Origin of the sequence: Lysinibacillus sp. NPDC056185, assembly GCF_047737915.1 — a bacterium.
Classification (GTDB): domain Bacteria; phylum Bacillota; class Bacilli; order Bacillales_A; family Planococcaceae; genus Lysinibacillus.
This window is the reverse complement of sequence record NZ_JBLLLQ010000006.1, coordinates 191,229-204,779: the sequence shown is the minus strand read 5'-3', so window position 1 is coordinate 204,779 and position 13,551 is coordinate 191,229. Positions and strand designations below refer to the sequence as shown.

The following is a 13,551-nucleotide window of genomic DNA, read 5'->3' as shown; positions in this document are numbered from 1 at the left end:
TATGTGCTGACTCGAAAATTATAAGGCAAGAAATGAATAATTAAAAGGCTTAACAACTATTTTTTCTAAAACAAATTCCTGGTATTTTTGCTAACAATCATTCAATTTTCATACTTTGTCCAAAAAATGATTAAGTGCTACATCTCAACAAAAAATTGGCAAAAAGAAGACTATAAAAAAGTCCAGCTTTTTGCCAATTCCAAATTTAAATTATTTATTTCCTGTATTGAAGGATTTTGATATAGCTTTTCCTATTACAGCAATTGTACGATTCAATTCTTCTTCTGTATTGTCAATTCCACCTATTTCGATTAATATCATTTCTTTTGTTAAATCTTGATTATAACGTCCATCCACATTGTCACCACTTTTTGATATAACACCTCTGGAAATTTTCGGCACAATTTCATTCATAGTAGCTGATAGACTTTCTGCATAAGCAGTATTCCATCTATAATTCTTATGCTCTGCACCAATGACAATCGCAATCCTTGCATACGATTCGTTATTATGGGTTATCGTTGTCGCATTTTTCTTGGCAGAATCTCGATGAAAATCAATCACTAAATCATAGGATTGCTCTTGTAAACGTTTTGCTAAATAAGGACGTACAAAGTTATAAGAATCCGGAAAACTTTTTCCCTTAAGTTTTAGTTCCTTCATAACATCAACATCTAAAACGTCAGTTTGTATACCATTCATGCTAAAATGCTTAGAAATAGTATCTTTTAAATTATAAATATTTGTTTTTTCATCATAATAGGCCGCTTTCCCGCTAACAGCTTTCACCATTGGTTGATATGATTCCTGTGAATGCGTAAATAATAACAAGACTTTAAATGGATCTTGTGTTTGATCTTGTGTTTGATTTTTTGTTTCCTCTTTTGTTTGATCTTTTGTTTCCTCTTTTGCTTGATTCTTTGTTTCCTCTTTTGTCTGCTCCAGTGCACTTTGTTCAGGTAAATTAGTAGCGGCAAACACGACTTGTTTATCCTCAGGTTCTTTAATCGGAGTCGATGCTTGCTTGTTGAACGGAAGTTGCCCAGCAATGACAGGTAATACGAAAAAGAACAACAATAAACCAAATGACCACTGTAGTTTTTTTAGCAAAGTCACACCCTCCTCCCCTTATCGTATGGAGGGGGTATGCCTTTTAGAACGAAAAAAATTATAGATTATTTGCCCATTTCATAAGCATAGAAGACACGATTTTTGCATACTTATCTACCCAATAATCGGCTTCCTTTGGCGTTACCATTAGCTGTGTATGCGAGCCTGCGAAAGTCTCTGCAAATAATTGCTGACGCTCTTCTTTAGACCATGTAGCCCATTCTCCAAAAATCGGCTGTACTAAAGACATATCTAGTTCTTTATTTATATCTGGTTGCCAAGACGACAATGACAATTTGGATGAAGGTTTACTTCGCTCTGCCACTCGTGCAGCTATAGAACGTAGCATTACCTCTACAGCATCCGCAATTAATACAGGTGCATCAACTACTGTTGGGATACCGATTGCGGTAACAGGAATGCCAAGCATCTCATATGAAATTTCCTTACGCTGATTTCCTACACCTGAACCAGGGTGTATCCCTGTATCTGTTAATTGAATTGTTTTACATAAGCGATCACTAGCTCTCGTTGCAAGTGCGTCTACAACAATAATTAATTTAGGTTTAAGACGCTCTGCTAACGCCGCTACAAATTCACCAGTCTCGTATCCTGTTTGCCCCGTTACACCAGGCGCATACATGACGAATTTTTCATCTATTACATCTAAACTATGCAAATGATCAATAAGATACGGTCCTATAGCATCCGGTGTAATTGTCCGATTCCCTAAACCAATAATTAAAATTTTGTCATCTTCTTTCCATGACATGGATTTATGCATTTTTTTGAAATTCGCAAGCAATTCTTTTTCAAGCTGCTCAAATCCATCCTGATCTTCTAACGTCAAAGTAGGCACAGAAAGAGTAATGTACTTCCCTTTCTTCTTTCCAATTTGCTTCTCACCTTCTGCATCGACGAGCACATCAGTGATTTTTACTCGACCAGCATTGATATCTTCAATTTGAATACCACTCGACTCTTTAAGTGTATCTTTTTGCTCTTTCGTTTGATGTAAAACGACCTCTTCAGACTCATCAATCAAATCCGTACGTTGCCAATTAAAATTTTGCATACAGTTCACCTCAACTGTAGTTTGTTCAAACTGTCAAGTAAATATTCTTTGCATTTATCTATTGCAATTTGTCCTAGCGTTTGTTAAAATGATTTTTGTTGTATTGACACAAGAAATCAATGAGAAGATATCATCTCGTACCTATTTTAGGAGGTGAAACATATGCCAAACATTAAATCTGCGATTAAACGCGTAAAAGTTAACGAAAAAGCTAACGCTGCTAACACTCAAGCTAAATCTGCAATGCGTACTACAGTGAAAAAAGCTGAGAACGCTGTTGCTGCTAAAGCTGAAAACGCACAAGAACTTTTACAAGCAGCTTACAAATCTTTAGATAAAGCAGCTTCAAAAGGACTTATCCACAAAAACGCGGCGGCTCGTAAAAAGTCTCGCCTTGCTAAAAAAGCGTAATTGTTATAAAAGATCAGTTTACTCTATTAAGAGTAGCTGATCTTTTTAATTTACAAGAAAATTAATTACGCCTTGATAAAGCTGCCCCTATTGCTTCGGACAGCTCATCAATAGATGTTTTCTTCTACACAATCCTTAAAGCCGACGTAGTAAAAAGAGTTCTAAATAACGCTCACGATTGCCTCCAGTTGATTTCAGTTGTAAATCAACCTCTGCTAACTGATATAACGCCTTCAATAAACTTTCCTCTGATGGACGATTACGCTGCTCAACCATCAACTTGACACGATAAGGATGTATTTTTAAATTTTTTGCGATTTGCTGTGGATGATAGCCCTTTTTTAATAAATAAAACACATTGGACATCGTACGTACATTTGATGCAAGCAAACCGACAAGCATGATAGGCTCTTGCTTTTGACGTAGTAAATCGTGATAAATAGACAGTGCCCCTACAGAATCGTTTGCAAAATAAGCATTTAACATTTTGAAGGCATCCTGTTCTAACGTTTTTGCCACTAAATCCTCAACTAGCGTAGCCGTTATTTCACCGCCATCTCCTATATAAAGGGTTAGCTTCTCAATTTCCATTTGCAACTGTAGCATATTCGATCCAACCATTGCGACAAGCTGCTCAATCGCATTTTGTGTAATGCGGTTGCCCTCTGCTTTAACTCTACTCTGTATCCACACAGCTAAGTCCTGCTCCTTTGGTGTTTCAGCTTGGACTAATAACGCATGCTCCTTCATCATCTTTGTCACTTTTTTACGTTCATCCAATTTTTCATAAGGTGCGATAAAAACTGTAACTGAAAAATCAGAAGGATTAGCAAGCCATGTTTCTAAGCGTTTAATATCATGGTCAATTTTTTCTTTTCCTTTTTCAGTTGCCTTTAAAAAGGATGCGTTTTTAGCAATGATAAGCTTCCGCTCAGAGAAAAAAGGAATTGTATCTGCTTCATCCATAACGGCATCCACTGGCATTTCTTCCAAATCAAATGTTGACATCTCTATCTCTTCTTCGGGTCCTATCGCTTCTTTTAACCGTTTAACTGTTTCATCTATAAAATAGCCTTCCTCACCAACGAGTAAATACACCGGTGAGAGCTCTCCTTTTTTGATATTATTCCAAACCGTTGAAATCATAATTTTCCCTCCATCTAGCAATACTACTAGTATACATGATTTGAAATTCCTTTGTGACTTTGACCGAATTGTGTCGATTCTTTGCCACATGGTAAATTCTCCGTTTCGATATAGCTTTTATGAAAACGATGTCTTATAATAAATAACAGAATTGGAGGGATAACAATGAATCCATTTGAAGGAAAAAACATACAATGTCGCCGTAACGATGCAACTGATTCAGGAGTTGGCTTCGGTGTATCATTCGGAATGTTTGCACTTATGTTTCTCATCGCAATAGTAGTAGAAGTAGCCTCTAAATAATTGAATGTAATGTACGAGGAAAAAGACCTTGCTCATTGGACAAGGTCTTTTCCCTTTTGCACAGACCAACTATTGCCACGAATTCTTACTTCAATCGTCCCATCTATTCCAGTTGTTAAAGTAGCTAAATTTCGACTTGTAAAACGCTCCACTACCTCAGCATGTGGATGACGATAGCGGTTATTGAGTCCCGCGCTGAAAATGGTTAATTCAGGCCGTAACAGCTCTACAAAAGGCTCCATACTCGATGTTTTACTGCCATGGTGTCCAGCCTTCAACACTGTCATATTCGCTAATTGCTTGTTGTAAAGATGGATAAGCTCCTGTTCACCATATTCCTCTAAGTCACCCGTAAATAATGCTCGAAATGACCCCTGTTGCATATATAAAACAATTGAATCATCATTCCCCTCATAAAGAGTGTCACGTGGCCATAAATAATAAAAACTAGTTTTTCCTATGCGCCATGCAGTTCCCTGCATTTTTTCTTTCACAGAAACTTTTTGTTTTTTGGCTTCCATCAGTAAATCCCGCATAACAGGCTTATCCATCGAACCAGGAGTGAGATGAATTTCATGCATATTAATCTCTTGCAAAATCTCTTCAGCTCCCTCTACGTGATCGGCATCCGCATGAGTGGCGATAAAAATATCAATGTTTCGTATCCCTTTTCCTTTCAAAAATGGTACCACAACTTGTCTCCCAACCTCATATGGGCTTTCTGAAGTCTTCCATCTTTCCTGTTCAAAGCGTAGTACGCCGCCTGAATCAATAACATACACAGCCCTTCTAAACGGTAATTCTATAACTGTACAATCACCCTGACCAACGTTTAAAAATGTCAGCTTAGTATCGTTAAACAACATCGGTGATAAATGAATACACACTGCAGGAATAAACATGACAACTGCAAATATACCATACTGTTTTATCTCTATAAAATAGAATCCCGCTAATACGCTAATCAATGCTACGCAAATAAGCCATATAGCAGGTTGCCCTGGCGACCACAGCTGAAACGGCAATTCCTGAAGATATAAAATAAACTTTGTAAGCCACACACGGAGCGGCTCGTATCCAACAAACAAAGCTTTGGCTAACGGCATCGATATAATCGTTATGACAAACAAGATAATATTAAAAGGCAAAATAACAAGGGAAAACAGTGGTACGAAAATAATATTCGCTAAAAATGAAGAAATAGAAATTTCATAAAAATGATGGAGTAATAATGGATAAACAAGAAGCTGGCATACAAATGTAATGAAAAATGAACGGATTAACCAGTTCGTGGATCGTCTTAAAATGACACCCGAATAGACAAGACTAACCGTTGCTAAATATGACAATTGAAAGCCAATCTGATAAATGACACCTGGTTCAAGTAGGACAAAGCAAAGAAAGCTAATTGCTAGGGCATCGTCAATCGATATTTGCCACCTAGCGTAACGCATCAGCATGATTAATTCTACAACAGATACTGCGCGCCATACGGAAGGAGCACCACCCGCAATCACCCCATAGATAGGTAAAATGATGAGTAAAACTAAGGTCGCCATTTCCTTCCGTACGCCTAGACGTAAAAGGCCTTCAAAAAACAACCATGAGACAAGTGCCACATGCAAACCAGAGATAGCAAATATATGGGTGATACCAAGCTTTTGATAGGCCCTTTGAAGCTCATAATCGACTTGATCCTGCAATCCTATTAGAAGTGCTTGTGCCTCTGCAACCAGTGAATCCGGGAATGTTGTTTCAATATGTTTTTTCATATAGTGTCTCTGTTTAGCAAGAAACGAACGTATAGATTTTTTCTCTTCAATAAAGGTCCAGCTTGAAACTTCAAATATTCCCCTAGCACCTTTACTGATTAAATATTTTTCCATAGAAAACGCATACGCATGTGCAGGTGGAAGAGGGGCTACAAGTTCTCCTTGAACTAGATAGGTCCTGCCTGTCAATGAAGTAGTTTCATACAAGCTTTTCTCTTCTTCTGATGAAAATGTATAGACGACATACAGCTTCTCACCTGTTTCAGTTTTGACAAAGCCTCTAAGCTTTTGACCATTTATTTTATATTCACTCGACCAAGTTATTGAGAATGTTGACGGTAGAGGGGAAGATTCCGTCAGTTGAAATGTTACGATGAAGAAATAAGAAAGAAATCCAATGGCTATAACAAGCGCTGAAATTAAACGCCTTTCACCTTTCAATTTAAGCCATAACGCGAAAATTAGAAGAATAGCGAGTAGCCAAGCTGACTTGTGTGCCGCTATTGAAGCAACAAGTACAGCTAGTGCTACGTAAATCCATTTATGCTTTAAAGCTTTTTGCCAAATAATGCACTCACCTTCTGTTCATATGGGAGCAATTTTTCTGCAGGCATACCACTCTCACGAAGCTCGTTTAGCATGTCTATGTACAAGGCTAATTTTTCATCGCTTAAAAAGTCGATTTTACGTTCATCAAACGGAACGTGTACAACCTCTACACCTGCTTTTTCAAATAGTTCTTGTGCATAAGGGTTATTTTTATAATCAGTAGCGTAATACACTCGTTCAATACCTGCTTGAATAATAGATTTCGTACATGGTAGACACGGGAAATGCGTAACATATAAGTCTGCACCTTTTGTAGGCGTACCATATTTTGCACATTGTAGCAGTGCATTCATCTCGGCATGCACTGTACGCACACAATGGTTCTCAACAACATAGCAGCCATTTTCAATACAATGTTCATCCCCTGTAATTGAACCGTTATAACCACCTGCTATAATTCGCTTATCTCTAACGACAGTTGCCCCTACTGCAAGCCTTGTACATGTACTACGTAATGCGAGTAAATGGCTTTGCGCCATGAAAAATTGATCCCAAGTAATTCGCTCCATATGACTACCTCCATAAATTAATAAGCTGTTCGTTTTCAACAGTCTTTTTATACTATAGTGTAGCCCTTTTTGAAAAGAAACGTCAATATCTCAAAATTTCCTGCCATTACTTAACGGTAATGAAATCCTTCAGCTTCTCAAACGTTTTTTCGCCAATACCACTCACTTTTTTTAAGTCCTCAATTGTTTTAAAGCCACCATTCTCCTCGCGATACGAAATAATGCTTTGAGCCTTAGATGGACCAATACCTGATAATGTCGTAAGTGCAGCTGCATCTGCTTTATTTAAATTAACCTTTTGATCTTTTACGCCGTTGTCACCTTGTGATGCTCCACTAGTAGGCATCGTCAAGATATTAGAGGTAATATCGTTAGGCTTTTCACCCTTTATCGGAATGTAAATAACCATCTCATCCTCAACTTTTTGTGCATGATTAATGAGTTGCGTATCAGCATTCTGCGTATAGCCTCCTGCAAGCTGTACTGCATCTATAATTCGCTGGTCAGTCTGTAGCTCATAGACGCCTGGATACATAACAGCACCCTTTATATCAACAAATACCTGCTGTATGACCGCTTCATCAACAGATTCTTTCATATCAGGTTGTTCAATAGGTTGGATTGTTTCGATGAGCTCTTCTTGGGGAGGTGAAGAGTCAGATCTCGAAAAAAAGAAGTAACAAAGTCCACTGATTACTAGTATGCCGGGGAGCAACATACTTTTTTTGTACTTTTGCCAAAAAGATTGGATCATCAAATAACATCCTTTCCTTTGCAAAAGGTAATCATATGGAGTCTATTTCATCTTACAATATCATTCAAGTGTTGAAAAGATAATTTATCTATTAAGACAAAAACGAAGGCATCCTGCCTTTTGCTTATGATGCGCTGCCATAATGATATAAAACTATGCTATGCTTTGAATAATGGCCCATCACCGAAAGTTTGGGATGGAGATTGGGCGAATTCTTAGGGCTCATCGTCCCCTCTGGAAAGCGCTCAGTCCGAACAGGAATCAACTACAAGTTATGGTGATGAGCCACAATAAAGAAGACACATTATGCCTTTGCGTACTGAATGGAGGAAGAATATGCAGCTAACAATACAGGCAAAGGGAGAAAATGTGAAAGCTATCTCCTACTTACTATCAAAAAATCCGAATAATTTATACGAACGGCGTGTGAAAGATCATTTAGTTCGACTTGTTTATCACGAGCTTTCTGAAACAAACCTTGCTGTGACAATATTTGTTACACCAAATGCACTCGCACTTGTTCAAAATGCCAACGCACTTGATATTACACATTATATTAATGACCGGGAATTCGCCGCTAGTAGTATTTTTTTATCCCTTATCCGTTCTGCTTTAGGTACTGCGTTAAATGGCAAGCCAAAGGAACAATATATTGAATGGGTAGCTCAAGCATTTTCATTCACATTTGAATTCGGTCCAATTGCTTCAGCTATGACAAATGAAACGATAAATGAATTGTTTCAGCCTCTTGGCTATACTGTCAACATCGAGGCTTTGAATAGCGACCATCGTGCGCGTTTTCTGACATTATCCGCGGACATTACGCTACAACGAGCACTACAGCATCTCTTTGTACTGATCCCAGTAATAGATGATTATAAGCACTACTTTATCGATGAGTTGGAAGTCGATAAGCTTAAACGATACGGAGAAGACTGGTTAGATACACATCCAATGAAAGAATTTATTTATAAAAAAGCCCTACGTTTCTCCCATTTATATGATGGTAACATAGCACCACAAAATGTAACGCGGTCACTCAATACATTACGCTACGAAAAAATTGTTGAAACCATTAAAAATCTACCTCGAAAATCATCAATAGTTGATTTTGGTTCTGGTGAAGGAAAGCTTTCAAGTTTACTTGCCTACGTTAAAGGAATTGACGAGTTGCTTGCGGTTGAACCAAGTGAAACTGCAATGAAAAAAGCGATCAAGCGTTTTGAAGGCTTAGAGGATGCATTTGTAACCCCAAAACCTACATGGGGCTCGCTATTTTATTACGATGCACGATTACAACATAAAGACGTCATTGTTTTATGTGAAGTCATTGAACATATTAATGAGGAAAGATTACCTAAAATAATGGAGTTGCTTTTAACTCAATATAGTCCTCAAACATTAATTGTGACAACACCAAATGCTGAATACAATGCTGTTTACGAATTAGATGAAATGCGTCATAATGATCACCGATTTGAATGGACACGCAAACAATTTCAAGAGTGGTGTCATGCGATGAATCGCAACGAACAATATGAGCTTTCATTTATTGGCATCGGCAATCAACATGATATTTACGGACAACCTACCCAAATGTGCATCTATACGAAAAAGGAGGAGAATGTATGAACATCAAGATTCCACATGCAGGGATTGTTCTGCTAATTGGTCCATCCAATAGTGGAAAATCTACTCTTTTACAACAATGGGTTAATGCAGGTATGCTTTCTCCTTCAGAAATTATTAGCTCTGATGCTTATAGGACACTTGTTTCAGATACGGATTATATCGATTTTCAACATCATTCGAAGGAAGAAGCAGATTTATTATATGATGAATATTTCGCTATTTCAGCACAAGCCTTTGCTGTTATGGAACGCGTTTTAGAGGCTAGGAGCTCATTAAATAAATGCACCTTTGTTGATGCTACACATTTACAATCAGAGGAACGTCAAAAATATATTTCGCTTGGAAAAAAACTACATGTTCCTGTTAGTGCAATTGTATTGGACATTCCTCTTGATGAATTGTTACATCGAGATACTTTTCGCAAAGACCCAAGAGGTAGTAAGCGTATTAAACAGCAGGCACGCTTATTAAAAGCAGAAAAACGATTTATTAAAAAAGAGTCGTTTACTAAAACCTATATTGTGACAGAGACGGATGAACTAACATTATCAAGACAAAAGTCACCGCTACTGTTAAATGTAGAGGCTGGGCTTGATATTATTGGTGATATTCATGCCTGCTTTGATGAATTTATCGAATTACTTGGTAAGCTAGGCTACGAAGAAAATGAGGAAGGTTACTATATTCATCCCCAAGGTCGACGCTTTGTTTCAGTTGGTGATATTATGAGCCGAGGACCAAAATCAATCGCAACGATGGACTTTTTTGATCGCCATATAGAGCGTGGGCTTGCCTATATGACTGACAGTAATCATGGCTGGAAAATCGCTCGTTGGTTAGATGGTCGCAAAGTAACATTACATCATGGGGATGAGCTAGTCGAAGCTGAATTTAATGCTTATGAAGAAGATTACGGAGCGGAGAAAACAAAAGCCTTAAAAGCTCGTCTCGCGAAATGTTTACTTGCTGCTCCCTCTCACTATTTGTTAGTGAATAATGGCATTTCTTCAGCTGTTGTTACACACGCAGGTATCCGTGACCGTTATATAGGCAAACAATCGACAAGAATTTCTGATTTCTGTCGTTACGGTGATGTTCAGGGGCAAGATAAATCTGGAAAACCTATTCGTAATGATTGGTTTATAGATCATCAAACATCACAGCTTATTATTTGGGGGCATGATCCTAAAATTCATCCGTTAAAGCAAAATAATACGTTGAATATTGATCAAGGAGTTGTTTTTGGCGGTCAGCTAACTGCTTTTCGTTACCCTGAAAAGACAATTGAGTTTGTGAAGGCGTATAAAAACTATGCCGGTATCGAACGAAATCCTCTACTTGAGGCAAAAGCTCAACGTTTTGCCCCACCAAACATCGGGGCATTTTTAGAAGGATTCACAGTGGAAACTGCATACTTTAACAATGTACAAATAAGCGGTGCTCATGCAAAGGCAGCAATCGACAGTGTTTCTCATTATGCACTGCCGTTAGAACAGCTAGTTTATATTCCACCTACGATGAGCCCAACACCACAAACATCTGCGTTAGCAGATACGTTGGAACACCCTTCTGAGGCATTTGCCTATTATAAAAAGCACGGTGTTCAGACAATGATTGCCGAGAAAAAACATATGGGTAGTCGCGCTGTTCTTTTACTGTTTAAAGATTCGATTATTGCAAAGGAATATGTTGATACAGAAACACTTGGTATTATTACAACTAGAGCAGGAAGACGGTTTTTCGATAAAGAGACGGAACAAAAAATTTTGCAACAACTTCATACAGAATTAATAGAGAAAAATTATTTCGAACAGTTTAATACAAATTTCGTACTACTTGATGCGGAAATTTTACCTTGGAACTTAAAAGCGCAACAACTAATCGATCAGCAGTATGCACATGTAGCTGAGCAAGCACTAATGGACCGCACAAAGCTAATGGAGAAACTACGTGACACAGTACAAATCGATGTTTCACAATGGCTTCAGGAGTATAAGGGCTTGCTTGAAAATGTACAACGATTTTCAACTGTTTACCAAAATTATTGTTGGGATGTCCAGGATGCTTCATCTATTCAAATTGCACCCTTCCATGTATTAGCACATAGTTCGGAAACATTTTTCCATAAACCGCATATATGGCATATGGAAATGAATCGACTTTTCGCAAAAAATTCAACACTATTTATTGAAACAGAGTTTAAAGTCATTACGGATGAAGCTTCCGAACAGGAGATCATCACTTGGTGGGAGGAAATGACTGCTGCTGGTCATGAAGGTATTGTTATTAAACCTGAAATATTTGTCACAAAATATAATGGCAAGCTCATTCAGCCCGCAATTAAAGTACGTGGTCGTGAGTATTTACGAATTATTTATGGTATGGACTATTTAGAGCCTTCACATTTAACGAAACTGAAGGAACGTAATCCAAGCAAAAAAATGAAGCATGCATTGCGTGAATTTGCACTCGGACTAGAAGGAATAGAACGTTTTGTTAAAGGTGAATCGACTGCCCGTATTCATGAATGTGTACTCGGGACATTAGCACTCGAAAGTGATCCTGTCGACCCTAGACTTTAGTAAAGATCGCCATGCATCAAAATGTGGAGATGAGCACAATGTGTTGCTGACGTTCTATCCGTCACTTTTGTTTTTATGGTCATTAATGTAGAAAATTTAAGCTGCAGTTTTGAGATTTATCGAGAACTTTTGATTGTTTATCGACCAACTTTATCGATTTATCTACCAACTTTTTTAGTTTATCTACCAACTTTTTTAATTTATCTACCAACTTTTTTAGTTTATCTACCAACTTTTTTAATTTATCTACCAACTTTCGAAAAATGTCGACATCTACCTTCATGCAACACTATCTGACCGCACTAATAATTTGCGTATAAAAATTTTCACATCAAAAAAGCGCGAGAAATCAACGTTTCTAAATTGATTTCTCGCACTTTTTAAGGTTTCGACCAGTTATGTCCCAGCCTCTTTTCAACATTACTTTCTACAAGCGTTATTCTGCTAAGATATCTTTAAATTTCGCTTGAAGCTCAGTCGTTAAGATTCCCTCATTGTAAAAATGACGAATAAACACATTTTGCATCATATCATCCTCTTGAGTTGGATCCATCTGCATTAAAATATGATTAATCTTCTCCGCGAGCTGTACTGGATTGGCATACATTGTATTCCATGCGCGAACCTTTAACTCTAAATCCGTACCGAGGGCCGCCTCCTCCAAGTCCTGTATTGGTACTGGCTCACTAAAATGTGCATACGGGTCTTCATATGTATCTGTATGTAAAAAATGAATACAATCATCTAATTTTTCTGCCACACGTATTGTATCCACAAAAACGCCTTGATCATTTTCATATAGATTGCTATTTTCTAAAATTAAAAACGGTGCTTGTTGCTGAATCCCGATTACTCGTTTTTTTAATTGAGGTGTAATAAAGATTAAGCCACTCTCTAGCTGCAATGTTTGAACGTACGTAGAAAAATTACCGTTTTCAGCAAAATCACTATATGTTTTTGGGCGATAATAAAATTCAGCGTCTAACTCCTCTGCTTCAATCGTCCATTCCACTTCTGGACAATCAAAAATAACACGTAGTGCCATTCCATTCGCTGTTTTTCTGAGCTCATCATAAATATAAAACTGCTCTGGTTCTACTTGACCTACTTCACTTAAAATATTGTTAAACGTTAGAGAAATGATTGACTTTGCAGTAAAGCCCCCTGCCATATCAAATGTTAATTCTACTTGAGTAGCATTACGGCGAATACTAACTATTGTTGCATTATGAAGGCTTTGCTCAAAGACCTCTCTTTCCTTTGGTTCTATATAAGCTAACGATTTCTGCTTTTCTTCATATGCCGCATCGAGAATATTTTCAAATAGCTGCTCCTGTTCATTTCTCCATCCTAAAAAATCTTCTCGTACATGTTTAGGAACATTTGGTGTATTCAACGTACGATCTAAAACATATGTATGAAATCGCAGTGGTAAATAGTTCATTAAACTATCGCGTATTACATCTAACTCCTGCTTCTTTTCCTTAAATGGATCAATATCATTTTCCTTTGCATAGGCAAGGTAATCTGTCCACTCTTCATCAGATTCGTAAATAAATAGTTTCATCGCATTTTCATACATTCTTTTTTCACGCAATGATAAATGCCACATAATTTCAGCCCCTTTTAATTAGGTTGTAAGATAACA

At 37.6% G+C, this 13,551-nt stretch carries 11 protein-coding genes; 4 read left to right on the top strand and 7 right to left on the bottom strand.

The features are described from left to right. Positions 1 to 210: 210 nt before the first annotated feature. The gene (spoIIP, locus tag ACMZ42_RS08805) at positions 211 to 1,116 is read right to left on the bottom strand and encodes a stage II sporulation protein P (protein WP_415731193.1); all 906 of its coding nucleotides are present in this window, start codon (positions 1,114 to 1,116) and stop codon (positions 211 to 213) included. A 52-nt stretch (positions 1,117 to 1,168) separates the two neighbouring features. After that, positions 1,169 to 2,185, bottom strand: coding sequence for a GPR endopeptidase (gpr, locus tag ACMZ42_RS08800; RefSeq protein WP_415731192.1), 1,017 nt, complete (start codon positions 2,183 to 2,185; stop codon positions 1,169 to 1,171). Positions 2,186 to 2,347: 162 nt separating this feature from the next. Here gpr and rpsT point away from each other — a divergent pair, with 162 nt between their 5' ends. Then, positions 2,348 to 2,596, top strand: a complete 249-nt coding sequence (gene rpsT / locus ACMZ42_RS08795) for a 30S ribosomal protein S20 (protein WP_142508923.1) — start codon at positions 2,348 to 2,350, stop codon at positions 2,594 to 2,596. Between the two features lie 135 nt (positions 2,597 to 2,731). Here the strand turns inward: rpsT and holA are convergent, their stop codons facing one another. After that, positions 2,732 to 3,742 (bottom strand): DNA polymerase III subunit delta, encoded by a 1,011-nt coding sequence (holA, locus tag ACMZ42_RS08790; protein ID WP_370079509.1) that lies wholly within the window; start codon positions 3,740 to 3,742, stop codon positions 2,732 to 2,734. Positions 3,743 to 3,907: 165 nt separating this feature from the next. Between holA and ACMZ42_RS08785 the strand changes: the two genes are divergently transcribed. Then, positions 3,908 to 4,045, top strand: coding sequence for a YqzM family protein (locus tag ACMZ42_RS08785; RefSeq protein WP_142508925.1), 138 nt, complete (start codon positions 3,908 to 3,910; stop codon positions 4,043 to 4,045). Between the two features lie 32 nt (positions 4,046 to 4,077). On the opposite strand, the gene ACMZ42_RS08780 is transcribed toward ACMZ42_RS08785, so the two are convergent. The 3 genes from ACMZ42_RS08780 to ACMZ42_RS08770 form a co-directional block, all read right to left on the bottom strand. After that, positions 4,078 to 6,258, bottom strand: a complete 2,181-nt coding sequence (locus ACMZ42_RS08780; RefSeq protein ID WP_415731191.1) for a DNA internalization-related competence protein ComEC/Rec2 — start codon at positions 6,256 to 6,258, stop codon at positions 4,078 to 4,080. Between the two features lie 107 nt (positions 6,259 to 6,365). Further along, on the bottom strand, positions 6,366 to 6,935 hold the full coding sequence (locus ACMZ42_RS08775; protein ID WP_370079511.1) for a ComE operon protein 2: 570 nt from the start codon (positions 6,933 to 6,935) through the stop codon (positions 6,366 to 6,368). 106 nt (positions 6,936 to 7,041) lie between these two features. Next, a complete protein-coding gene (locus ACMZ42_RS08770; RefSeq protein ID WP_415731190.1) occupies positions 7,042 to 7,689 on the bottom strand; it encodes a helix-hairpin-helix domain-containing protein in 648 nt (215 codons plus the stop codon). Between the two features lie 336 nt (positions 7,690 to 8,025). On the opposite strand from ACMZ42_RS08770, the gene ACMZ42_RS08765 reads away from it, so the two are divergent. Beyond that, entirely contained in the window at positions 8,026 to 9,321 is a 1,296-nt protein-coding gene (locus ACMZ42_RS08765) for a methyltransferase domain-containing protein (protein WP_415731189.1), read from the top strand. Next, positions 9,318 to 11,903: a polynucleotide kinase-phosphatase gene (locus ACMZ42_RS08760; protein ID WP_415731188.1), complete on the top strand. Its 2,586-nt coding sequence runs from the start codon at positions 9,318 to 9,320 to the stop codon at positions 11,901 to 11,903. The genes ACMZ42_RS08765 and ACMZ42_RS08760 overlap by 4 nt, the downstream gene beginning before the upstream one ends. A gap of 436 nt (positions 11,904 to 12,339) precedes the next feature. Here the strand turns inward: ACMZ42_RS08760 and ACMZ42_RS08755 are convergent, their stop codons facing one another. Beyond that, positions 12,340 to 13,515, bottom strand: coding sequence for a DUF4085 family protein (locus ACMZ42_RS08755; protein ID WP_415731187.1), 1,176 nt, complete (start codon positions 13,513 to 13,515; stop codon positions 12,340 to 12,342). Positions 13,516 to 13,551 lie beyond the last annotated feature (36 nt).

Coding starts and splice junctions, on each gene's coding strand:
- gpr (WP_415731192.1), bottom strand. CDS start 2,185: ATGCAAAATTTTAATTGGCAACGTACGGATTTGATTGATGAGTCTGAA.
- rpsT (WP_142508923.1), top strand. CDS start 2,348: ATGCCAAACATTAAATCTGCGATTAAACGCGTAAAAGTTAACGAAAAA.
- holA (WP_370079509.1), bottom strand. CDS start 3,742: ATGATTTCAACGGTTTGGAATAATATCAAAAAAGGAGAGCTCTCACCG.
- ACMZ42_RS08785 (WP_142508925.1), top strand. CDS start 3,908: ATGAATCCATTTGAAGGAAAAAACATACAATGTCGCCGTAACGATGCA.
- ACMZ42_RS08775 (WP_370079511.1), bottom strand. CDS start 6,935: ATGGAGCGAATTACTTGGGATCAATTTTTCATGGCGCAAAGCCATTTA.
- ACMZ42_RS08770 (WP_415731190.1), bottom strand. CDS start 7,689: ATGATCCAATCTTTTTGGCAAAAGTACAAAAAAAGTATGTTGCTCCCC.
- ACMZ42_RS08765 (WP_415731189.1), top strand. CDS start 8,026: ATGCAGCTAACAATACAGGCAAAGGGAGAAAATGTGAAAGCTATCTCC.
- ACMZ42_RS08760 (WP_415731188.1), top strand. CDS start 9,318: ATGAACATCAAGATTCCACATGCAGGGATTGTTCTGCTAATTGGTCCA.
- ACMZ42_RS08755 (WP_415731187.1), bottom strand. CDS start 13,515: ATGTGGCATTTATCATTGCGTGAAAAAAGAATGTATGAAAATGCGATG.